Source organism: Rhizobium sp. PP-F2F-G48 (genome assembly GCF_004342335.1).
GTDB lineage: Bacteria > Pseudomonadota > Alphaproteobacteria > Rhizobiales > Rhizobiaceae > Ferranicluibacter.
On the sequence record NZ_SLVH01000005.1, the window covers coordinates 235,925 to 259,011 of the forward strand.

At 66.2% G+C, this 23,087-nt stretch carries 18 protein-coding genes; 3 read left to right on the plus strand and 15 right to left on the minus strand.

Annotation, left to right across the window (positions count from 1 at the left end; translation table 11 throughout):
- Nucleotides 1-22 precede the first annotated feature (22 nt).
- The 7 genes from C8J36_RS14220 to C8J36_RS14250 all read right to left on the minus strand — a co-directional run bounded on the left by C8J36_RS14220 (nt 23) and on the right by C8J36_RS14250 (nt 8,656).
- Entirely contained in the window at nt 23-886 is an 864-nt protein-coding gene (locus C8J36_RS14220; RefSeq protein ID WP_132535794.1) for an AraC family transcriptional regulator, read from the minus strand.
- A complete protein-coding gene (locus C8J36_RS14225; protein ID WP_132535796.1) occupies nt 883-1,287 on the minus strand; it encodes a GFA family protein in 405 nt (134 codons plus the stop codon). The genes C8J36_RS14220 and C8J36_RS14225 overlap by 4 nt, the downstream gene beginning before the upstream one ends.
- A 623-nt stretch (nt 1,288-1,910) precedes the next feature.
- Complete coding sequence (iolB, locus tag C8J36_RS14230) at nt 1,911-2,711, minus strand: 5-deoxy-glucuronate isomerase (RefSeq protein WP_132535798.1); 801 nt, start codon at nt 2,709-2,711, stop codon at nt 1,911-1,913.
- A 68-nt stretch (nt 2,712-2,779) separates the two neighbouring features.
- Nucleotides 2,780-3,682 (minus strand): myo-inosose-2 dehydratase, encoded by a 903-nt coding sequence (gene iolE, locus C8J36_RS14235; protein WP_062595476.1) that lies wholly within the window; start codon nt 3,680-3,682, stop codon nt 2,780-2,782.
- A 33-nt stretch (nt 3,683-3,715) separates the two neighbouring features.
- Nucleotides 3,716-5,602, minus strand: coding sequence for a 3D-(3,5/4)-trihydroxycyclohexane-1,2-dione acylhydrolase (decyclizing) (gene iolD / locus C8J36_RS14240; protein WP_132535800.1), 1,887 nt, complete (start codon nt 5,600-5,602; stop codon nt 3,716-3,718).
- 87 nt (nt 5,603-5,689) lie between these two features.
- The gene (gene iolC / locus C8J36_RS14245; RefSeq protein WP_245506574.1) at nt 5,690-7,618 is read right to left on the minus strand and encodes a 5-dehydro-2-deoxygluconokinase; all 1,929 of its coding nucleotides are present in this window, start codon (nt 7,616-7,618) and stop codon (nt 5,690-5,692) included.
- Nucleotides 7,619-7,723: 105 nt separating this feature from the next.
- On the minus strand, nt 7,724-8,656 hold the full coding sequence (locus tag C8J36_RS14250; protein ID WP_245506561.1) for a MurR/RpiR family transcriptional regulator: 933 nt from the start codon (nt 8,654-8,656) through the stop codon (nt 7,724-7,726).
- A 217-nt stretch (nt 8,657-8,873) separates the two neighbouring features.
- Between C8J36_RS14250 and C8J36_RS14255 the strand changes: the two genes are divergently transcribed.
- On the plus strand, nt 8,874-9,686 hold the full coding sequence (locus C8J36_RS14255) for a class II glutamine amidotransferase (protein ID WP_062595478.1): 813 nt from the start codon (nt 8,874-8,876) through the stop codon (nt 9,684-9,686).
- Here C8J36_RS14255 and coaBC read toward each other — a convergent pair.
- The 8 genes from coaBC to ubiE all read right to left on the minus strand — a co-directional run bounded on the left by coaBC (nt 9,672) and on the right by ubiE (nt 20,483).
- Entirely contained in the window at nt 9,672-10,961 is a 1,290-nt protein-coding gene (gene coaBC, locus C8J36_RS14260) for a bifunctional phosphopantothenoylcysteine decarboxylase/phosphopantothenate--cysteine ligase CoaBC (RefSeq protein ID WP_132535804.1), read from the minus strand. The genes C8J36_RS14255 and coaBC overlap by 15 nt on opposite strands.
- A gap of 123 nt (nt 10,962-11,084) precedes the next feature.
- Complete coding sequence (locus C8J36_RS14265; protein ID WP_132535947.1) at nt 11,085-13,625, minus strand: HWE histidine kinase domain-containing protein; 2,541 nt, start codon at nt 13,623-13,625, stop codon at nt 11,085-11,087.
- A 40-nt stretch (nt 13,626-13,665) separates the two neighbouring features.
- Complete coding sequence (locus C8J36_RS14270) at nt 13,666-14,226, minus strand: biliverdin-producing heme oxygenase (RefSeq protein WP_132535806.1); 561 nt, start codon at nt 14,224-14,226, stop codon at nt 13,666-13,668.
- Nucleotides 14,227-14,328: 102 nt separating this feature from the next.
- Complete coding sequence (locus C8J36_RS14275; RefSeq protein ID WP_062595481.1) at nt 14,329-16,275, minus strand: MacB family efflux pump subunit; 1,947 nt, start codon at nt 16,273-16,275, stop codon at nt 14,329-14,331.
- Between the two features lie 12 nt (nt 16,276-16,287).
- The gene (locus tag C8J36_RS14280; RefSeq protein WP_132535808.1) at nt 16,288-17,586 is read right to left on the minus strand and encodes an efflux RND transporter periplasmic adaptor subunit; all 1,299 of its coding nucleotides are present in this window, start codon (nt 17,584-17,586) and stop codon (nt 16,288-16,290) included.
- Nucleotides 17,587-17,715: 129 nt separating this feature from the next.
- Complete coding sequence (locus tag C8J36_RS14285; protein ID WP_132535810.1) at nt 17,716-18,075, minus strand: hypothetical protein; 360 nt, start codon at nt 18,073-18,075, stop codon at nt 17,716-17,718.
- Between the two features lies 1 nt (nt 18,076).
- Entirely contained in the window at nt 18,077-19,651 is a 1,575-nt protein-coding gene (ubiB, locus tag C8J36_RS14290) for a 2-polyprenylphenol 6-hydroxylase (protein WP_132535812.1), read from the minus strand.
- A gap of 55 nt (nt 19,652-19,706) precedes the next feature.
- Nucleotides 19,707-20,483: a bifunctional demethylmenaquinone methyltransferase/2-methoxy-6-polyprenyl-1,4-benzoquinol methylase UbiE gene (gene ubiE / locus C8J36_RS14295; RefSeq protein WP_132535949.1), complete on the minus strand. Its 777-nt coding sequence runs from the start codon at nt 20,481-20,483 to the stop codon at nt 19,707-19,709.
- Nucleotides 20,484-20,712: 229 nt separating this feature from the next.
- On the opposite strand from ubiE, the gene mutM reads away from it, so the two are divergent.
- Together mutM and rpsT are read left to right on the plus strand one after the other, a co-directional pair.
- On the plus strand, nt 20,713-21,609 hold the full coding sequence (gene mutM / locus C8J36_RS14300) for a bifunctional DNA-formamidopyrimidine glycosylase/DNA-(apurinic or apyrimidinic site) lyase (RefSeq protein ID WP_132535814.1): 897 nt from the start codon (nt 20,713-20,715) through the stop codon (nt 21,607-21,609).
- A gap of 213 nt (nt 21,610-21,822) precedes the next feature.
- Nucleotides 21,823-22,089, plus strand: coding sequence for a 30S ribosomal protein S20 (rpsT, locus tag C8J36_RS14305; protein ID WP_062471541.1), 267 nt, complete (start codon nt 21,823-21,825; stop codon nt 22,087-22,089).
- Nucleotides 22,090-23,087: the final 998 nt, after the last annotated feature.

The following is a 23,087-nucleotide window of genomic DNA, read 5'->3' on the forward strand; positions in this document are numbered from 1 at the left end:
TGTTGGAGAGGACGCCAGTCGATCAGAAAGGCAAGGGTGCGGTCTTGAAGGAAATTGCAGCGGGTGCCCCCGCGGCAAGGCAGCCCGGCGTAAAGCCGAAACTGCGCACGAAAAGCCGGGTCATATGGCTCTGGTCGGCAAAGCCGGCGGCGGCTGCGGCCTCGCCGAGCGGCGTGCCGCGCAGGATCACCCGCCGGGCAAGGCCGAGGCGCTTCTGGACGATATAGGCATGCGGCGTCAGCCCCGTCTCGCGCGCGAAGGCCCGCAGGAACTGGAACCGGGACAGGCCCGCCTCCCGCGCCAGCCGTTCGAGCGTGAGGGCCGCCGCCGGGTCGTCGTCGATCCGCTGGCGGGCCATCGCCGCGCTGCCGACCGGCCTCTCCCGTGCCCCGGGACCGCCAAGGAGGCAAGCGACGAGGCAGAGCAGCCCGCTTTCGGCGGCCATGACCGAGCCCGTCTCGCCTGTCCGCTCGCCCCTCCGCTCGCCTGCCCGCTCGCCGGACAACACGCTCGCGAGCGCCGCGAACCGCGCGGCGATCTGCGGATCGGCGATGACCGGATCGGTGAATTCGAAACGCGCGCCCGGCTCTTCGCGGATATCGCTTGCGGCACGACCGATCAGGCCGGGGTCGAGATAGAGCATGCGCCAGCGGCGCGGCGCGCCGCCGATCGCGTGGCCGTCATGGACCTCGCCCGGATTGACCGTGATGACATCGCCCGGCCCGGCCTCGACGCGCCCGCGTCCGCTGGCCGACACCTGCGCGCCCGCCTCGATCAGGCCGATGCCGAAGTCGTCATGCGTGTGCCGCCCGAAGCTCGCATCGGTCTCCGCACGGACCGCGACGATGCCCTCGATCACGGTTGCCTGGACGGTGAAGGGCCTCAATCGCCCGGCTTTCCCGGCAGGGCCGCCACCGTTTCCAGCCAGGGCGCGGCGGAGGCGCACCAGATCTGGCGGGTCGGGGCGAGATCGCGCCGCTGGCGGATCGTGCCCCAGCGGATGGCGATCTCCTCCGCCCCCGCGCCCTCGCCGGTCGTGAAGACCGGGGAGCCGCAATCGGGACAGAACATCTGCCGCCGCCGATGTCCGTTGTCGGCGGTCTTCACATAGGTCTTCGGCGCGCCTGTCACGACCTGAAACCGGTCGCGCGGCAGCGAAACGCTGACCCGGTAGGCGGTGCCGGTCAATTGCTGGCAGTCGGTGCAGTGGCAGACGGAGACGGCATCGGGATCGATCTCCGCCGTAAAGGCGATCCCGCCGCAGTGGCACGCGCCATCGATCTTCATCTCGGTTCCTCCCGTTTGCGGGACATCATCGCGCAAAACCCAACGGGTTCCAGCGGAAAATGATCCCACGGAACCGGGGCATCCGGCCTCAAGATATCCAGGCGGGGAAAATATCGCCGGTCCGCGCCTGTCCTTTCAAGTGCTTGCGGGAAAAATCGCCGTCATATCTCCCCGCCCGGATCGGGCCGTGCCATCATCGCCCCGTTCCGTCGCGGATACACCGGAAGGCGTTCCGGCGAGGCGGGATCGGCTCCTTGAGGCAGGGGATGGACGCAAGCCCAGCCGCTCGGGGCCCGCAGAAAATGGTCTCCCTCCGGGCGGCAACCCGATGCATGCCATCGGGCGGTATCGTCCGGACGTGCCTGTGGGGCACACAGCCTTCGGACGACCTCGGGCCGCAACCACGCTCTTCGGAGCATGGACGGCTCCAGGGGATCGAGGGGCAGAGAGACTGCAGTTGCGGGCTAAAACGGCTGAACGGGGCACCGGAAGGTGTCATATCAAACTTATCCTTCGCGGCAGCTTTCGGTGCCCCGTCCGATAAACCATCCGTCAAGCCTCCGGCGTTTTCGCGCGCGGGGACGCTTTCATACGACCCTCGCTTTCACACGCCCCCCCCGCTTTTACACGCCGGTGAAGAGCCAGGCGTGTTCCTTGGCATTGTTGAACTTCCAGGCCCGCGACGGCCCGGCCATGACGTTGAGGTAGTAGAGGTCGTAGCCGTGGATCGCGGCCACCGGATGGTAGCCCTTCGGCACCAGCACGACATCGCCGTTCTCCACCGCCATGGTCTCGTCCAGCGCGCGGTCGTCGGTGTAGACGCGCTGCATGGCGAAACCCTGCGAGGGGTTGAGCCGGTGGTAATAGGTTTCCTCGAGGAAGCTTTCGGCCGGCAGGTTGTCCTCGTCGTGCTTGTGCGGCGGATAGGACGAGGTATGCCCGCCCGGCGTGATGACCTCGACCACCAGCAGCGACTGCGCCGCGTTATCGTCTTCCGGCATGATGTTGGTGACGTAGCGGGTGTTGGTGCCCTTGCCGCGCGTCATCTGGGGGTGGCGGTCGGGCCGGATGACCTGCGCCTTGAAGCCCGCGCCGCCCGGCGCCGAGCAGACGCCGAGTTCCAGATCCGTCGTCGCCGTCACCGTGTAAGCGGCGTGGCGCGGCACATAGACCGAGAAGGGCGCGCCCTCGAACGGCGTCATGCGCTCGCCGATCTCGCCGAAATCCGCGCCGTCCACCGTGACGCGGGCCTTGCCGGAGACGAGGACGAGGCAGACCTCGCGTTCGCCCGTCTCGCCGGAGGTGGAGTCCCCGGCGCCGAGCCGGTGCAGCTGAAAGCCGACATAGGTCCAGCCGGCGTTCTCCGGGGTGATGTCGTGGACGAGACCGCGTGTGCCCTGCGGCTTGACGAGGAGGTTCGGCATGGTGATGTCCTATGCTTGCAGGAGGATCGTGATGACGGGGAAGACCGGCTCAGCCCCTCGGGGTCGGATCAGCCGCGATCCAGCCCCGCCTCTTTCGCAAAGGCCTTCAGCGATTTCAGGCCGAGGGACTGGTATTCGAAGGGAATGCGGATGGCGCTGTCCTGTTCCGCCTCGATCACCAGCCAGCCGTCATAGCCGTGCTCGGCGGCGATCGTCAGCACGGGCAGGAAGTCGACGCCGCCCTCATCGTCGCCCGGCACGGTGAAGACGCCGCGGCGCACGCCCTCGAGGAAGGAGAGGCCGTTGGCCTCGACATCCCTGCGGACCTCGCGGCGCACGTTCTTGGCGTGGATATGGCGGACGCGGTCCATGTATTTTCGGGCCAGCTCCGCCGGGTCCGAGCCGCCGAACCAGGCGTGGCCGGTGTCGAGCAGCAGCTTGGTCGCCGGTCCCGTCGTTTCCATCAGCCGGTCGATCTCCGGGCCGGTCTGGACGATCGTGCCCATGTGGTGGTGGTAGACGAGATCGATGCCCTGGTCGGCGCAATAGCGCGCGATCGCCTCGATATCGGCGCCGAACTTGGCCCATTGCCCGTCGGGCAGCACCGGCTTGTCGGCCACCAGCGAGGTCGCGTCGTCGCCGTGGATGGCGTTCGACGTCTCGCAGACGATGCAGACCTTGCAGCCATTGGCCTTCAGGAGATCGAGATGCGGCTGGATCGCGCGCTTTTCGGCCTCGACGTCATGGGTCAGAAGGTTGGTCGAATGCCAGCCGGAGACGAAGACGAGGCCGTATTCGGCGAGCTTCGCCTTCAGCGCCTGCGGGTCGGTCGGCATCTTGTGGCCCTTCTCGATGCCGTCGAAGCCGATCTTCTGGCAGTCGGACAGGCAGTCTTCGAGCGAGAGATGGGCGCCGATCGTCTGATCGTCGTCGTTGCTCCAGGCGATCGGGTTGGTTCCGTAGCGGATCATGGTGCTTCTCTGTGGTGGATGAAAAGGAAGGGTTCAGCCGACGCGCTGGGCGGCGAGCGCCCGCTCATAGGCCCGGCGCGCCTTGCCGACGGCATCGCGCTCGGAAACCTCGGGCACCGCCACGTCCCACCAGTGGCCGCCGGCATCGGTGGTGACCAGCGGGTCGGTGTCGATGACGATCACGGTCGTGCGGGTCTCCCCCGCCGTCTCGGCCAGCGCCGTTTCGAGGTCCGCCAGCGAAGCGACCTTGCGCGTCACAGCCCCCATGGCGGCGGCATGTCCGGCAAAGTCGATCGCCGGCAGCTCGACATGATGGGTGTCGCGCAGGAGATTGTTGAAGTTCGCGCCGCCGGTCGCCATCTGCAGCCGGTTGATGCAGCCATAGCCCGCATTGTCGAGAAGCACGATGGTGATCTTCGCGCCGAGCATGATGGAGGAGGCGATCTCGGCGTTCAGCATCATGTAGCTGCCGTCGCCGACCATCACGATGACGTCGCTGGCCGGTTTGGCGAGCTTGACGCCCAGGCCCCCGGCGATCTCGTAGCCCATGGTCGAGAAACCGTATTCCATGTGGTAGCTGCCGGGCTTTTCCGCCCGCCACAGCTTATGCAGCTCGCCCGGAAGACCGCCCGCCGCGCAGACCAGCGTCGTGTCGCCCTGTCGAGCCCGCATCACCGCGCCGATCACCTGCGCGTCGGAGGGAAGCGCGACGTTGCTGGCGGCCAGCGCCGCCTCGGCCGCCGCCTGCCATTCGGTCTTGAGGCGCGCGGCCTTGTCTCCCCAGCCGCTGCCGGCATGGTAGGCTCCGAGATCGGCCGAGAGTTCGGCAAGGCCGATCGCGGCGTCGCAGACGAGGGGCAGGGAGCCATGTTTGGCAGCGTCGAAGGACTGCACGTTGAGACCGACGATCGTCAGGTCGTCATTCTTGAACAGCGCCCAGGAGCCGGTGGTGAAATCCTGCAGCCGCGTGCCGACCGCCAGCACCAGGTCGGCTTCTTCGGCCAGCGTATTGGCCGCCGATGTGCCGGTCACGCCGACGGAGCCCATGTTGAGCGGGTGGTTGTCCGGCAAAGACGACTTGCCAGCCTGCGTCTCGACCACGGGAATGCCGTGCTTTTCGGCAAAGGCGGCGAGTGCTGCGCTTGCCTCGCTGTAGAGCACGCCGCCGCCGGCGATGATCACCGGCTTCGTCGCCTTGGCGATCGCCGTGGACGCGGCCAGGCGCTCCTCGGTATCGGGCCGGGCTCTGCGCGGCAGCCAGACCTTCTCGGCAAAGAAGCTCTCGGGATAGTCATAGGCCTCGGCCTGCACGTCCTGGCAGAGCGCCAGCGTCACCGGGCCGCAATCGGCCGGGTCTGTCAGCACCTGCATGGCGCGGCGCAGCGCCGGGATGATCTGCTCGGGCCGGGTGATGCGGTCGAAATAGCGCGAGACCGGGCGGAAGCAGTCGTTGACGGTCATGCTGCCGTCGCCAAAATCCTCGATCTGCTGCAGCACCGGGTCCGGCCGGCGATTGGCGAAGACGTCGCCGGGCAAGAGCAGGATCGGCAGCCGGTTGACATGGGCGAGCGCCGCCGAGGTCACCATGTTGAGCGCGCCGGGGCCGATCGAGGTGGTGCAGACCATGAAGCGGCGGCGAAAACTCGCCTTGGCGAAGGCGATGGCGGCATTGGCCATGCCCTGCTCGTTCTGGGCGCGGTAGGTCGGCAGCGTGTCCTTGATGCCGTGCAGCGCCTCGCCCATGCCGGCCACGTTGCCATGGCCGAAGATCGCGAAGACGCCGCCGAAGATCGGCACGGTCTCGCCGTCGATCACCGTCATCTGCCGCGTCAGAAAGCGCGCCACGGCCTGCGCCATGGTCAGCCGCACGGTTCCGGCTTTCCCGGCGTCGTCCGATGCGATGGGGGCTTGCTGGTTCATGATCTCAAGGTCTCCTCACGCCGCAGGGCTTGTCCCCTGCCTGTCCTTGCCGCCGTTCCGGCGGTTGTCGTCAACATTATGGCCGGTTCAGGCCGCCTTGTCGTGTCCCAGCCCGACCCAGAGGTCGACCAGCTGCCGGAAGCGCTGCGCCATGTCATCGATCGCGGCGGCATCGTCGATCTCGCCGGCCAGCCAGCGGCGCGCCGCATCGACGAAGATCGTCCGCCCCACGGCAAAACCGCGAACCTGTCGCGAGGTGCGGGCGGCGGCAAAACCGTCCTTCAGCGCCTCGTAGGAGGCTTCGAGACCGAGCAGCACCACGCCGCGGCAGAGCGGATCGCGCGTCTCGATGACGTCGTCGATGGCGCTCCAGGCGCTGCGGCTCGCCTGCGGCTCCAGCTTCCACCAGTCGGGCTTGAGGCCGGCGTCGTAAAGCTCGTTCAGCGCCCGTGAAATGGTCGTGTCGTCCAGCGTGCCGTGCTTGCCGGCGATGATCTCGATCAGGATGTCGCGGCCGACCTTGCGGGCCGCCTCGAAGGCGCTGCGCAGCTTGGCGATCTGCGTCGCCTTCATGTCGGCCGGATCGTCCGGATGGTAGAAGCTCAGCACCTTGATGCAGTGGTCGACAGGCCAGTCGATCAGGCGGCTGCCGAGATCCTGGCTGAATTCGAACTGCAGCGGCCGCGAGCCGGGCAGCTCGATCGGCTTCGCCACCCAGAAATCCTTCAGCGCGCCGGCGGCATAGAGCGCGTCCCGGCCATATTTGTCGTCGATCAGCATGCCGAAGCCCGGCCGGCCGTCGGCAATGCGGGCCGCCGCCTTGACCGCGAGCACCTTGAAGGCGGGAATGCGGGCGAGCTTGTCCGCGTCGCCGGCGGCCATGTCTTCGAGCTGGCTGCGATGGTCGATGGCGAGCGCCATGAGGCTCGGGATCGCGCGGCGGCGGGTCGTCGCCCAGTGCACGTGGTTGATGTCGGCGTCCTTGCGCAGCGCCCGCTCCGGGCTGCCGTTTTCCAGGAAGAACTGCAGCTCCGTCCAGGTCGGGATTTCCGGCGCGCACAGCAGACGCGACACGGCGAAGGCGCCGCAGGCATTGGCCCAGGTGGCCGACGTCGCATGCGGCTCGCCGGCCAGCCAGCCGCGCAGGAAGCCGGACATGAAGGCGTCGCCCGCACCCAGCACATTGTAGACCTCGATCGGAAAGCCCTTGCCGATGATGCCGTCTTCCAGATCGTCGGAGATCGCGCCGTCATAGACGATGCAGCCCATCGGGCCGCGCTTGAGGACGATGGTCGCCTCGGAATGGGCGCGGATGGTCTTCAGGGCGGCGAGAAGGTCGCTTTCGCCGGACGCGATCAGCACCTCTTCCTCCGTGCCGACGATCAGGTCGCAATCGGCCAGCACCGTCTTCAGATGCGCGGAGACCTGCGCGGAGGCGATGTAGCGGTTGTCGCCGGCATCGTGCCCCGCAAGGCCCCAGAGGTTCGGGCGGTAGTCGATGTCGAAGGCGATCCGGACGCCGTTCTCCTTGGCGATGCGGATCGCCTTGCGCTGCGCGGCATCCGTGTTCGGGCGGGAAAAATGCGTGCCGGAGACGAGGATCGCGCGGGACGAGCGGATGAAGGCCGCGTCGATATCGTCCTCGCACAGCGCGTTGTCGGCGCAATTGTCGCGATAGAACAGCAGCGGAAAGGAATGGTCGTTCTCGACGGCGAGGATCGCGAGCGCGGTCAGTCGCTCGGGATCGGTGACGATGCCCCGGGTTTCCACGCCTTCGCGGGCCAGCTGCTCCACGATGAAGCGGCCCATCTGCTCTTTGCCGACGCGCGTCAGCAGCGCCGATTTCAGGCCGAGCCGGGCGGTGCCCACCGCGATGTTCGTCGGACAGCCGCCGACGGACTTGGCAAAGCTTGCCACGTCTTCCAGCCGCGTGCCGATCTGCTGACCATAGAGATCGACCGAGGCGCGACCGATGGTGATGATATCGAGCGGCCGTGCCGCATCCCTCTGGCTGATCCCGGTCAACGTTCCTGTCCTCCCGACGTGCGGCCTGTCGTCTTTTTGATGTTCGAATGGATCTTCATGAAACATTGGTTCCGTCTAACAGTCAATATGGAATTTTCATTCCATATGCGAAACGGACGATCCGCGCTGCCGCTTTTCGGCCACGGCGACGGTCAAGGCCATGGCAAAGGCCATGCTGGCCGAGAGCGAGCGAAAGCCGGCATGGTCGGCTTCCACGATCTCGAACCAGATCTTCGAGGATTCCACCAGCGGCGAGAAGGCGCTGTCGGTGAGCGAGACCACCGGCACCTTGCGGTTTGCCAGAAGGCGGGCCTGGTGGATGCTTTCGGACGTATAGGGCGAGAAACTGACCGCGAAGGCCGCATCCCGGCGTCCGGCAAGCGCCAGGATATCGTCGTCGATGCCGGCGGCCGTGCCCACCATCTGGTAGCGGATCTTCAGTTTTCCGAAGGCATAGGCCATGTAGCCGGAGATCGGATAGGACCGGCGCTTGGCGATGAGGAAGATGGTGTCGGCCTTGGCCAGGATATCGACCGCCTGTTCGAAGGCGGCGGGATCGACCGAGCCGGCGATATTGTCGAGCGACCGGTGGGCCGCGGCCACGAAGCCGTTGAAGATCGCGCCGCTTTCGCGATGGCTGTGGCCGTTGTCGCCAAGCGCCCGCAGCCGGTCCTCATAGCCCGGATTGCGCTCCCGCAGACGGGCGCGAAAAATCTGCTGCAGGCTCGAAAACCCCTCGAAGCCGAAATGCTGGGCAAAGCGCACAAGGGTGGACGGCTGCACGTCGGCCGCCGCCGCGATGCTCGCCGCCGTGCCGAAGGCGATCTCGTCCGGCTGGTCGAGCGCATAGGCCGCGACTTGCCGCAGGCGCTTGGGCAGTTGCGCCTTGCGCGCCAGAATGACCGTCTTCAACGCGTCGAAATCCTGCGGCACGGCAGCGGCCGCAGCCGCACCGCCCGCGCCGTCCACAGGCCGTGCGCTGGCGCTCTCCGGCGTTTCCTGGCGGCCCTGCATCGCGGCGTCCGGCATCGTTCTGTCATCCCTGCTTCATGGCTTTCCCAGCGTAACGTCTCGGAAACGAGAATGATAGAACGTTCGTTCCAGAACGCGACTGTCGCCGAAAGGGCACAGACGATCGTTAACGCATTTTTACCATCTTTCGCCGGACAATGGCCCGGGCATAGGATGATGCGGTCTCGGCGAACGATTCGCATGTCCGTCCGGACAGACAGGGAGTTTCAGCAAGATGTGCCGATGGGCAGCCTATCGCGGGGAGCCGCTTTATCTGGAAGACCTCGTGTCCTCGCCGGCGCATTCCCTGATCGAGCAGTCGCATTGCGCAACGCGGGCGAAGACCTCCACCAACGGCGACGGTTTCGGCATCGCCTGGTATGGCGACCATCCCGAGCCGGGCCGCTACCGCGATATCCTGCCGGCCTGGTCCGATTGCAATCTGAAGAGCATTGCCCGCCAGATCCGCTCGCCGCTGTTTCTCGCCCATGTGCGCGCCGCGACCGGCGGCGGCACACGGCGCGACAATTGCCACCCCTTCGTCCACGGCCGCTGGTCGTTCATGCACAATGGCCAGATCGGCGGCTTCGAGCACCTGCGCCGGCCGATGGAGGCGATGCTGGACGATGCGCTCTACACGGCACGCACCGGCACCACCGACAGCGAGCTTCTGTTTCTCATGGCCCTGCAGTTCGGCCTCGAGCGCGATCCGCTGGGCGCCATCGCCGAGACGCTGTCCTTCGTGGAGCGGCTGGCGACGCATATGAAGCACAAGGTTCTCGTGCGGTTCACCGCCGCTTTTTCCGACGGCGTCGATCTCTATGCCGTGCGCTACGCCTCCGACCGGTTCGCTCCGACGCTCTATGCAGCGCCGATGGGTCCGCAGGGCGGATACTGCCTCGTCTCCGAACCGCTCAACGACGATGACGATGCCTGGGTGGAAATTCCCGACGGCACGGCGGTCGTCCTCGGCGAGAACGGCTTCGACATGCGCATCTTCAAGCTCGATCGGGAGATCGAGGAGAAGCGGGCCTCACACCAGCCGTGAGGCGATCAGGGCCGCGAGCCGCTCGGCGACCGCGTCCTTGTCGAGCTCCGGCCAGCTTTCCTCGCCGTCGCGGCCGATGACGGTGACGCGGTTGCGCGTGCCCCCCATGACGCCGCCGGCAACGCCGCTCGTTGCCGACACATCGTTGGCGACGATGACATCCGCCCCCTTGCGCGCCAGCTTGGCGCGGCCGTTCGGCACCGTGTCGTCCGTCTCCGCCGCAAAGCCGACGACGACGCGGGGGCGCTGCGCATGATGGCCGACGGTCTTCAGGATGTCCGGATTTTCCGTCAGCTGCAGCGGCGGCGGCGCCTCGCCCGGTGCTTTCTTGATCTTGCCGCCCGCGACATCGGCGACCCGCCAGTCGGCGACGGCCGCGACCATCACGGCGACATCGGCCGGCAAGGCGGCGAGCACCGCATCCCGCATCTCCACCGCCGTCTGCACATGAAGGGTCGTGACGCCCTCCGGGTCGGGGATCGTCACCGGACCGGAGACCAGCGTGACCTTCGCCCCGAGCCGGGCGAGCGCCGCCGCGATGGCATGGCCCTGCCGGCCGGAGGAGCGGTTGGCGATGTAGCGCACCGGATCGATCGGCTCATGCGTCGGGCCGGAGGTGACGATGGCGCTGCGCCCGGACAGCGGGCCGGCTTTGCGGCCGAGCCCCGGAAAAAGGCAAAGGCGCGCCTCCACGGCGGCGACGATGTCGAGCGGTTCGGCCATGCGGCCTTCGCCGCGCTCGCCGCTTTCCGCCATCTCGCCGAGGCCGGGACCGACGAAGCCGATGCCGTCGCCGGCGAGCGTCTCGCGATTGCGCCTTGTGGCGGGGTGCGACCACATTTTCGGGTTCATGGCGGGCGCCAGCAGAACCGGCCGATCGGTCGCCAGCAGAATGGTGGAGGCGAGATCGTCGGTCAGCCCGTGGGCCATTTTCGCCAGGATGTTGGCGGTGGCGGGTGCGACGAGCACCAGATCGCACTCCCGCGCCAGGCGGATATGGCCGACATCCTGCTCGTCCTCGCGCGAGAAAAGCTCGGTGAAGACCTTGTCGGCCGCAAGCGCGCCGACGGCAAGCGGCGTGACGAAGGCCTGCGCCCCCGCCGTCATGACCGGACGGACGCTCGCGCCGCGTTCGCGCAGCCGGCGGATCAGGTCGAGGCTTTTATAGGCGGCGATGCCGCCGGAGATGACGAGGAGGATGCGCTTGCCCGAGAGGCTCTGGGTCGGCGACGGGATGGTGGAAGACGGGATGGTGGAAGATGGGGATACAGACATGAAACCACCGGGAGGGCATGATCGATGCCGGAGCCTACCGCATCGGGCCCGGAATCTAAATCGATATCGAAATCGATTTCGATTTCGGGCGGCGCGTTCCCCCCGGGATCGCGCGTGCCATGCTCACGCGTCGGAGGGTTCGAGCAGCGTGCTCATGGTGCGCACCAGCGCGTCGCGCTCATAGGGTTTGCGCACCACGGGGACGCTCGCAAAGCCGCTCGGGATGGGCGACATGTTGCCGTAGCCGGTGGCAAACAGGAAGGGGATGTCGCGGCGCGTCAGTTCGGTCGCGACCTCGATGGAGGTGCCGGTGCCGAGATTGACGTCGAGGATCGCCACATCCGGCTTGAAGGTCGCGAGCTTCGCCAGCGCCTCGTCGGCCGAGGCCGCGGTGAGGACCGTCTGGATACCGTGATCGGCGAGCATGCTCTCGACATCCATGGCGATCAGCATCTGGTCTTCGACCAGCAGCACGCGCAGATCGGGATCGAGATCGGCGCCGGCCGCCGGCGCGTCGCTTCCCGCCGCAAGGCTGCGCTCGGCGCCGCGATCCGACAGCGTGACGTGCTTGGCCGGCAGCACGAAATCGGCCTCGACGCCGCCCGGCGCATAGGTGACCGCGCTGCGCCCGTCGAGATCGTAGGGAACGCTGCGGTCGATCAGCGCGCTGCCGAAGCCGGTGCGCGTCGGCGGCAGCACGGCCGGGCCGCCGCTTTCGCGCCAGGCGATCTCGCAATCGCCGGCCTGCGTCAGGCGCCAGATGACCGACAGGGCGCCGCCCGGCCGGGAGAGCGCGCCGTATTTGGCGGCATTGGTCGAGAGTTCGTGCAGCACCAGCGCCATGACCGAGAAGGCGCGCGAATTGAGCAGGACCGGCGGGCCGGAGAGGCTGAGCACATTGGCGGTGTTGCGATAGGGGCCGAGCTCGGCATCGAGCAGATCCGCCAGCATGCCGCCACCGTCTCCCCGGACGACCTGGTCGTGGGCAAACGACAGCGCCTGGATGCGGCCCTTGAGCGAGCTCACATATTCGGTCAGGCTGCGCCCGTCGCCGACCGGCTGGCTGACGAGCGACTTGATGAGGGCGAGGATGTTCTTGACCCGGTGGTTCAGCTCCTCGTTCAGCATGCGCTGGCGCACATCGGCGCGGCTGCGCTCCTCGGCCATCAGCTCGCTGTGGCGCAGGCCGATTTCGACCAGGGCCGCGCGGGTGACCTCGGCGATCTCGCGGTCGGCCTCGGTCCAGGGCTGGGCCTGAAGCTGCACCGTTTCCTTCCAGATCGCAAAGCTCTTGCGCGGGGTCAGGCGCTCGCCGAAGGGGCCGCTCTCATAAGACTTGTTGGGATCGCCGGCCCAGTTCAGCGTCTGGACGAATTCCTTGCGGAAGAAGAACAGATAGTCGCGGTGCAGCTGGGTCAGCGGCACGGCCAGCACGCCGGCCGCCTGCTCGCGAAACGCTTCGGCCTCCGGCAGGCGCTGCGCCATCGCATGCGTCGCCCAGACCTGGCCTTCGACGACCGAACCCATCAGCCGGAGGATCGCCGGCACGGCGCTCACCGGCGGCGTCGAGCCGAAGGCGGTCCAGGTGCCGTTCATCCAGAGCCCGATGCCGTCGCAGGCCATCAGCGCGGTGAAATGGGAGAGATGATCGCGCAGCAGCTCGCCCATGTCGGCATGGTGCGAGGCCAGGCGCAGGAAGCGGTCGAGCGAGGCCCGGGCGTGGTTGGCCGTGTCGAGCTTCTGCCGCTGCTTCAGCGCATGCAGATGCAGCGAGAAGAACTCGCCGAACATTTCGGCCGCCACGCGCTGCGCCATCGGCAGGATCCGCGGCTGGTAGTGGTGGCAGGCGATGAGGCCCCAGAGCTGGCCGTCGACGATGATGGAGATCGACATGGACGCGGCGACGCCCATGTTGCGCAGGTACTCGCAATGGATCGGCGAGACGCTGCGCAGATGGGCGAGCGACAGGTCGAGCGGCTCGCCGGATACGTCGATGTCGGGCACGAGCGGGATGCGGGTGCCGCTCGCGTCGCCGATGATGCGGATGGTATTTTGAAGATAGAGCGCGCGGGCCTGCTGGGGAATGTCGCTCGCCGGAAAATACTGCCCGAGAAAGCTTTCGAGATCGCCGCGCTTGGCTTCGGTCACCACCTTGCCGGCGCCGTCCTGCTCGAAGGCATAGATCATCACGCGGTCGTAGCCGAGCATGCCGCGGATGAGGCGGGCCGACTGACGCAGAAGCTGGTCGACGTCGTCGATATCGGTAATGCGGCCGATGAGCGTGCGTGCCAGCTGCAGCGGCTGTCCGTCGGTCGCCGGCTCGAACTCGATGATGACGGTCGCCTTGTTGAGATGGATGGCGACGTCGTAGCGGCCATTGGCCAGCTCCAGGCCCGAGAGCAGCGCCGGACGGCCGCCGTCGCGCAGCGCCGCCACCGCATTGCGCAGCGTATGCGTCGCCTCGTATCCGATCAGCGCTTCCAGCACCTGCCCGTTGATCTCGCCGCCAAGCCCGAGGAGGTCGGGCGCATTGGCGGAATGACGCAGCACCATGCCGGCGCGGGCATCGCAGGCCAGCAGGCAGCCATGCGGCTGGATGCTGCCCGGAATATGGATCGGCTCGCGCTCACAATTGGTGAGATCGACCGTTTCGTTCGGTTTCATCATGCGGTTTGACGTCGCGGCGTTCGGGAGGGGCGCAAGGTCATTCAGCGGCATGGGACGCCCTCCGGAAGGCTGTTTCCGCGACCGTGAACGTGGCCCGAGACGCGTTTGCGACGCGATCGATCTCGATGGCATCGATGGATTCGAGGAGATGCAGGAAGCGCGGCCAGCGGTCGCTCTTTTCGGCCTGGGCAGCAAGATGGCGCGCGCCGAAATCGGCCCGCAGGCCGAGCGCCTGGGCGCGGCGATAGAGCAGCCGGGCACCGAGCGCCGAGCCCTCGAGAACATAGAGCATGCCGAGCATGTCTTCCCGCGCGGCACCGATCGGCGGCACGGGAACCGCCTCGTCGGCGGCAATGTCGAGATCGGCGAGATCGGCGCGAATGAGCGCCCCGAAGGCCTGTTTCGACCAGAGATCGAGGTCCTCCGGCCAGGACCGGTCCGCCAGCATCGTTTCCACGGGAAGGCGGAAGGCGCTCATGCCGCGCAGATAGGTCTTGTAGGACGACAGGCTGTCGAAAGCACCGATCATGTCGTCGAGCGCTGCATGGGCGTCGGCAGTACTTTCGCGGAGAAAGGCTCGGCGCGACCGATCAGGCATAAAGGTGTTCCGGAGATTCAACAAAAAGAGGTCAGACAGGAAGTAAGTATCGGCTCGCGATTTGGTTCCATCGCTTACCCATTATTTTTTCAAGAGCCGGCCTCATGGCGCCGAGAGGGCGACGGCCGGCTGGAGGCGCGACGCGTTATGCGCCGGGAGATAGCCAAAAACAAGACCGGTGACGAAGGCGCTGGCGAAGGCGAGCAGCACCGGCCCGGCGGAGAAGGTGACGGGCACGCCGAAGGCCTGGGCGACCGCCCCGATCGACAGGCCGAGACCGACGCCGATGATGCCGCCAAGGGCGGACACCACGAGCGCCTCGACGATGAACTGCGTGAGGATGTCGCGACCGCGGGCGCCGGTCGCCATGCGGATGCCGATCTCGCGCGTCCGCTCGGTGACGCTGACCAGCATGATGTTCATGACCCCGATGCCGCCCACCAGAAGCGAGATCGCGGCAATCGAACCGAGGAACACTTTCAGGATGTTGGACGTCTCGGTGAAGGCCTCGCGGATGGCGGCGAGATTGGCGATCTGGGTGTCCTGTCGCTGGTGACGCTCGTCGAGCAATGCCTGGATCTGGTCCTGCGTGATGTTGATGGCGCTGTCGTCCTTCACCTGAACCGTGATGGAGCGGACGTTGCGGGCGCCGAAGAGACGCAGATTGCCGGTCGAGAGCGGCACGAGAACCGTGTCGTCCTGATCGTTGCCGCCGGCGGTCGCGCCCTTGGGTTCCATGACGCCGATGACCTGGAAGGGAATGTTCTTGATGAGGATGTACTGGCCGAGCGGATCGGCGCCGTCCGGAAACAGCGTCTCGGCGACCGTCTTGCCGAGCACGGCGACGGTCGCGTAGCTCTTCATGTCCGCCGGCGCGATGAAGGCACCTTCGGCGAGACCCCAGGTCTTTGCCTCGGGAAACTGCGGCACCGTGCCGTTGACCGTCGTCTGCGTGTCGAGATTGCCGGCGCGCACGGTGAGCGAACTCGACATTTCCGGCACGGCGAAGGAGATGTTGGGCAGTTCGAGGATCGCATCCGCATCGGCCGGCACGAGCGAGACGATGCTACCGCCCTCGCCGCCGCGGAAATTCGCCATGCTCGGCCGGACGACGAGAAGATCGGACCCCATGGCGGCGATGCGGCTCAGCACCTGGTTCTGCGCGCCGGTGCCGATCGCCAGCATGGCGACGACGGAGCTGACGCCGATGACGATGCCGAGCAGCGTCAGCACCGTGCGGAAGAAATTGGCCCGGAGCGCCCGGAACGACATGCGCACGGCTTCCGCCACGTCCGAGAACAAGGCGGCATTGCCGGCCTCGGTTCCGAAGACGCGCGGGGCGGGGCGAACGGGCCGCGTGATGCGACGCGGCAGGCGGTCGGCGACGATCAGTCCGTCGCGGATCTCGATGACGCGATCGGCCGATTCGGCGAGATCCGGGGCATGGGTGATGATGATGACGGTGTGGCCGTCCTCGTTCATGCGCCGCAGCGTCGCCATGACGTCCTTGCCGCTCTGGCTGTCGAGCGCGCCGGTCGGCTCGTCCGCCAGAATGATCTGGCCGCCGTTCATGAGGGCGCGGGCGATGGAGACGCGCTGCTGCTGGCCGCCCGAAAGCTGGCTCGGCAGGTGGTCCATGCGATCGCCGAGCCGCAGCGCCTCCAGAAGCTCCCGCGAGCGGGCCTCGCGCCGTTTCGCCGACACGCCGGCATAGATGGCGGGGATCTCGACATTCTCGCGGGCGGTGGAGGTCGCCACGAGATTGTAGCTCTGGAACACGAAGCCGAACATCTGCCGGCGACGCTCGGCCAGCTGGTCGGCATCAAACCCTGCGACATCCTCGCCGTCCAGATGGTAGGCGCCGCCCGTCGGCTGGTCGAGACAGCCAAGAATGTTCATCAGGGTCGACTTGCCGGAGCCGGACTGGCCGACGATGGCGACGAATTCGCCGGGCTCGATGTCGAGCGAGACGCCGCGCAGGGCATCCACCGGCACATCGCCGGTCATGAAGGTCTTGCGGATATTCTTGAGGGAGATCAGGGGCGTCATGCGCGTGCGCCCCTAGAACATCGGCGGCGGTCCGCCGCGTGTCCGGGTTGCGGCGCGCTGGGCATTGGTGGCACGGCCTTCCGTGCCGTTGCCGACCACGACCTTGTCGCCTTCCGACAGACCGCTCAGGATCTCGACCCGGACGCGATTGCGGATGCCGGGCTCGACCGTGCGCACCTCCTGCCGGCCATCTGCGGCAACGACCGCGACCTCGGCCCGCTTGCCGCCCTCGCGCATGCGGAGCGCGGCGACCGGAACGGTGAGAACGCCGGTGGCCTGCGACTGCACGAAGAAGACCTGCGCCGTCATGTTCATCATCAGGCGGCGATCGGGATTGGGCACGTCGAACAGGGCGTAATAGAGGACGACGTTGTTTTCGGTCGAGGGCGTCGGCTTGATCTGCCGGAGCGTGCCCGCATAGCGCTTGCCCGGCTGGCCGAGCAGCGTGAAATAGGCCTCCATGCCGATCGACAGCTTGCCGATGTCGGCCTCCGACACCTCGGCCTCGACGGTCATCGTGTCGAGATCCGCCACCGTGACGATGGTGGGGGCCGACTGGTTGGCGTTCAGCGTCTGGCCTTCCTTGGCGACGACATCGACGATGGTGCCGGCGAGCGGCGCGAAGATCTTGGTGTAGCCGAGGCTGATGCGGGCATCCTTCAGGGTCGCCTGCTGCTTGCGGATCTGCGCGTCGAGGGCGGCGACATTGGCCTCGGCGGTGGCAAGCGCCGCGACGGCTTCATCAAGCGCGGACTGGGCCGCACTGTTGCCGGCAACCAGGCTGCGCTGGCGGGTGAGATTGGCGGCGCCGAGCACCGCCTGCGCCTTCTTGTCGATCATCTGGGCATCGAGATTGGCAAGCTCGGCCTCGGCGATCTCGATCTGGGTCTGGATGGAGGCGCTGTCGATCTCGGCGATCAGCTGGCCCTGCGTGACCATGTCGCCGACATCGACCTTGAGGCTCTTCAACTGGCCCGACACCTGCGCGCCGACATCCACATCGCGGATGGGGCTGAGGAGGCCGGAGGCCGTGACGCTGTTTTCGATATCGCCGCGGGTGACCTCTTCGGTGACCACGGCCTGCGTGACGCCCTCCGCTTGATAAGTCTTCCAGCCATACCAGCCGCCGACGCCGAGGATCGCGAGAAGGCCCAGGAGCAGGATCGTCCGGCCCTTGCGACGACGCGGCTTTGCCTTTTGCAGCGGCGCCGCCCGAGGCGGCTGCGCATCCGGCTGGGGCTCGTCAGGCCGGGACTCGTCAGGTTGGGGATGACGCTGGGGCTCGACGATCTTGGGATAGGCTTCCGCCATTCAGGCCGGTCCTTTGAAAGGGTTCTTCCCCTTCAATTAGGCGCTGACTGCGGTGAATTGAAGTCGCGCCGGATTACATCTCTGTCATGTTGACGTCGAACAGGCCCGGTGCACACCCATTGTCGAGCCTTAGCAATAGCCGCCTTCTTTCCAGACAAGCGCGGTCAGATTGCCTCTCGGATCGACGCAATAGTTCGCGGAAAGCTCGTTCATGCAACCTTCCTGTCTGCGAAGGACAGCCAAGCGCTGTTCGCACAGCGGCTCTGCGGAAACGGAGCGGTCTTTTTGCGGCGCGAGGGAAAGGCCCGACCCGGCTTTCTCAACGAACCACGCCTCAAAACGTGCCGCCTCCGATCCAATGGGGAAAGACTGCGCGGCCTCGCGCTTCAGCCGTGCGCTCTCGGCCTCGAAACGGAAAGGCGGAACGACGGTGCACGCCGCAGCGACCAGAAGACAACCCGCAATCGTCGCTGTGCGCCAGATCGTCATGTCACGTCACGGCAATCGCAATCACGACGAGAGCGACCGCAATCACCCAGAGGGCGACGCGGCCGGAGCGGGTGTGGCGGGCTTCGGCGCGGCCGATGGCTTCCGCCGTTGCCACGTCGAACTTCAGCCCGTGCTCGGCCATCTCGGTCAGGTCGCGCGAGAAGCGTTCGGTCTTGGCGACGATCTCGGGGGCGGCTTCCGCCAGCCGCAGCGCGGCGTGCAGGCCGTCTTTCAGGTCGGTCACCACGCGTTTCGGCCCGAGATTGTCACGAATCCAGGCGCCGACCACGGGCTCGGACGCCTTCCACATGTTGAAGCGCGGATTGAGCGAGCGCGACACGCCCTCGACCACGACCATCGTCTTCTGCAGCATCACCAGTTCAGGGCGCGTTTCCATGTCGAACAGCTCGGTGACCTCGAACAGGAGGGTGAGCAGCTTTGCCATGGAGATGGTCTCGGCCGGCTGGCCGTGGATCGGCTCGCCGATGGCGCGGATGGCCTGGGCGAAGCTTGCGACGTCATGATGGGAGGGAACGTAGCCGGCTTCGAAATGCACATCGGCCACGCGACGATAGTCGCGGGTGATAAAGCCGAAGAGGATTTCGGCAAGGAACCGGCGTTCCTTCTTGCCGAGCCGCCCGACGATGCCGAAATCGACGGCGACGATCATGCCCTTGTCGTCGACCAGCAAATTTCCCTGGTGCATGTCGGCATGGAAGAAGCCGTCGCGCAGCGTGTGGCGCAGGAAGGACTGGATCAGCGTTTCCGCCAGCTGGTTGAGATCGTGGCCGGCGGCGCGCAACGCCTCGACATCGGCCATGCGGGTGCCGTCGATCCATTCCATGGTGACGACATCGCGGCCGGTGCGCTCCCAATCGACGCGGGGCACGCGAAAGCCTTCGTCATGGACGGTATTCTCGGCGATCTCGGAGAGGGCCGCGGCTTCGAGCCGCAGGTCCATCTCGACCTTGGTCGTCTGCTCCAGCGTCTTCGTCACCTCCACCGGGCGCAGGCGCCGGGTGTGGGGCAGGAAGCGCTCCTGCAGGCGGGCGACGAGATACATGGCCTCGAGATCATGGGCGAAGCGCTGGCGGATGCCGGGCCGGATCACCTTGATCGCGACCTTCTCCTCCCGTTCGTCGCGCATCACCCAGCCGGGATGGACCTGGGCGATGGAGGCGGCAGCGATGGGATCCTCGATGCGGCTGTAGAGATCCGCGACCGGCCGGCCGAGCGAGCCCTCGACGGCGGCATAGGCCTCGGTGACCGGGAAGGTCGACATACGATCCTGCAGGAAGGCGAGATCGGCGGCGAATTCCGCGCCCACCACATCCGGGCGTGTGGCGAGGAACTGGCCGATCTTCACATAGGACGGCCCGAGCCGGCCGATCGCCCGCGCCAGCCGGTCGCTGCGCTCCTCGAACTGGGCGCGACGCCGCTCGACGAGGCCCGCGAGCTTCTGGGCGAAGCGGGCAAACGGCGGCAGGTTTTCCGGCGGTATGGCCGTGACGACCCCCTCGCGGACGAGGACCCAGCCGATCCTGACGATACGGAGATAGGTGGCGGGCGTGCTCATCGGTGCCGGGCGCTCCCCTGGAGACGCGGCGGGAACAGGAGGCTGATCATGTGCTTCAGATCTTCCATCCGGAATGCAGCGCCGCGATGCCGCCGGTATAATTGGTGTAGGTGACGCGCGAGAAGCCGGCCGTCTCGATCATGCGGGCGAAATTCTTCTGGTCGGGAAACTTCCGGATGGATTCGACCAGATACTGGTAGGGCTCGGCCTCGCCGGTGATCATCTTGCCGAAGCGCGGAATGGCGTTGAACGACCAGGCATCATAGACCTTGTCGAGAAGCGGCATTTCGACATCGGAGAATTCGAGCACGAGCAGCCGGCCGCCGCGCTTCAGCACGCGATAGGCCTCCGACAGCGCGACATCGATGCGCGGCACGTTGCGGATGCCGAATGCGATCGTATAGGCATCGAAGCGACCGTCCTCGAAAGGCAGGCTTTCCGCATTGGCCTCGACGAATTCGAGATTGGCGGTCAGGCCCTTCTTGCGGGCGCGCTCGGCCCCGACGCCGAGCATCGAACCGTTGATGTCGAGGACCGTCGCCTGCGCCTGACGGCCGGAGGCCTCGACGATGCGAAAGGCGATGTCGCCCGTGCCGCCGGCCACGTCCAGCACATTGTAGTCGGCGCTGCGGCGCGGATGGAGGGCGGCCACCATCGCATCCTTCCAGGCCCGGTGCAGGCCCATCGACATCACGTCGTTCATGACGTCGTAGCGCTTGGCGACCTTGTGGAAGACGTCGTTGACGAGGCCCTGCTTCTCGCCCTCGTCGACGCGGCGGAAGCCATAGGACGTTTCCATGCCGCCTTCGGCGGAAATCCGTTCGTCCGTCATACCCATCCCCTATTCCTGTCAAACCGCGTATTCTCAGCCGGAATTGAAAACAGTCCCTCTCCGTGCAACGGCACATAGGACGTTTGCGTCCATCCTGCCAGAGCAGAGATCCGGCCCTGTCGAACTTGCCGGACCATAGCGATTTCGCTCCGGCAACGCTATCTCTTGGGACAGGACACCGCCCCGGACCGGCTCGTCTGCCGGAAAGGTGCTGCAAAAAGGACTGACGATGCCCGAACTGCCCGAGGTCGAAACGGTCCGCCGGGGCCTTGCGCCCGTGATGGAGGGTGCGCTGATCACCCGTGCCGAGGTGCGACGCCCGGATCTGCGCTTTCCGTTTCCGCCCGATTTCGCGCAGCGTCTGGAAAACCGGCGGATCCTGGCTCTGTCGCGCCGGGCGAAATATCTGCTGATCGAACTCGACAATGACGACGTCGTCATCGCCCATCTCGGCATGTCCGGCTCGTTCCGGGTGATCGAAGCGGCGTCTGCGGAGGCCGACATGCCGGGCGACTTTCATTATGCGCGGGGCAAGGACGCGCGGCACGACCATGTCGCTCTTCATCTTCTGTCGGATCGCGGGCCCGTCCAGGTGGTCTACAACGATCCGCGCCGGTTCGGCTTCATGGACATCGGGCCGCGCCAGACGCTGGCGACACACGCCTTCTTCCGCCAGCTCGGCGAGGAGCCGACCGGCAACCGGCTCGATGCCGCCTATCTCGCCAGCCGCTTTTCCGGCAAGGCGCAGCCGCTGAAATCGACGCTGCTCGACCAGAGGGTGATTGCCGGGCTCGGCAATATCTATGTGTGCGAGGCGCTGTGGCGGGCGCGACTGTCGCCGCTGAAAGCGTCGGGAACGCTGGTGGACACGAAAGGGCGGCCGCGCGCATCGCTCGTCGTGCTGACGGAGGCCATCCGCGCCGTCATCGCCGACGCCATCGCCGCCGGCGGCTCGTCCTTGCGCGATCACATCCAGACGGACGGATCGCTCGGCTATTTCCAGCACACCTTTGCCGTCTACGACCGGGAAGGCAAGCCCTGCGCGCGGCCGGGCTGCGGCGGCACCATCGCCCGGATCACGCAGGCGGGGCGCTCGACATTCCACTGCGCTTCGTGCCAGGTCTAGCGCCCGCCTGGCGGCAGCCCCTTCGCATCCGCCGCCGTGGCCGACTGAAATAGCGCGTTGACGAAATCGGCGTTTGCGTCTATACGGCGCCCACAGTTTGGGAAGCCACGTTGCAGGTTTCTCGCTATTGCCTCCGAAGAGCTTGGATGACAGGTCGCAGTGACCCGACACGGCGAGGCGGAGGTGCTTGTCAGAATCTGAAGAGAGAAACCCATGGCCAATACAACTTCGGCGAAAAAAGCGACCCGCAAGATCGCCCGTCGCACCGAGATCAACAAGTCGCGCCGCTCGCGCGTTCGCAACTTCCTCCGCAAGGTCGAAGAAGCCATCGCATCCGGCGACCAGGCTGTTGCACAGGAAGCTCTGCGCGTCGCACAGCCCGAGCTGATGCGTGCTGCCAGCAAGGGCGTCGTGCATGCCAACACGGCATCGCGCAAGGTCTCGCGCCTGGCCAGCCGCGTTAACGCATTGTCGGCCTAAGCCTTATCCTATCTGCCTCATGCGAGAGTGGCCCGGTCATCGACCGGGCCCTTTCGATTCGTACGCCGGCTTTTGCCCGCGATCGCTGCCCATGACGAGATCATGTCAGGCATGTGACCAAATAATCTCCATATTAACAACGGCTTGCTGAAGTTTGTGACACGTTCGCCTCATATAAGCCGGCGCCTTCGGAGTGAATCCGAGTCAAGCGATTTTTTATTTTTCTTGCATTTCGGGGCAGCTCCGAAAGGCCCAAAAACAAAGCCTTTGATTCGACTGCGATTCTCAAATGGCGGGCTTGGGCGATTGCAAAACGCCGGTTGAGAGTCAACGGCCAAGGCCCCGCCGGCCGTAAATATGGCGATTGATCTTGGATCATGATCCTGCCTAAATGATTTCAGCAAGAGATGTGGGACAGCGGATTGTCGTTGTCGGCAACGAGCCCTGACAAGGGCTTTGCAGCCTCCACGCTTCTTCTACTGAGGTGGACATCACAATTTTCCATCAGCTTAAGAGACGTCCCACCCTGAACGGCTTGCCGCTCGGAGACGGGAAACTGCATCTTAAGGTTGAAGGCATAACGAGCGTCGCCGGCAATGACAGGCCGTCGATCGAGAGTGAAATCAGTGCTGCGAAAGCAGTGGTGGGAGATCACGCCCGGCGGATGCGCCGGAGGACGGGCCTGCTGCAGACTGCCCCGGACCCATGCGGTTCGCGACAATTTGCGGCAGTCGAGACGAGAGCGATGTTGAGGTGGCGGCAACGACACCCGACGGGCTCAAACGGTCTCCCGGCCAAGCGGGGACCCGGATGGCGAGGCCGATTGCGGCCGATGCCGGAGGGGTTTGGCGGGGGATCGGAAACGAGCGGGGCACGAGGGTCCCGGCCGTTTGAAACAGGTTCATGGTGATGCCGCCTGCAAGCGGCGCACCCGACACGAGACTGCCGGCGATCAAAGCCGGTACGGGACAGACATTGGAAGGCGGCACATGCTTGGA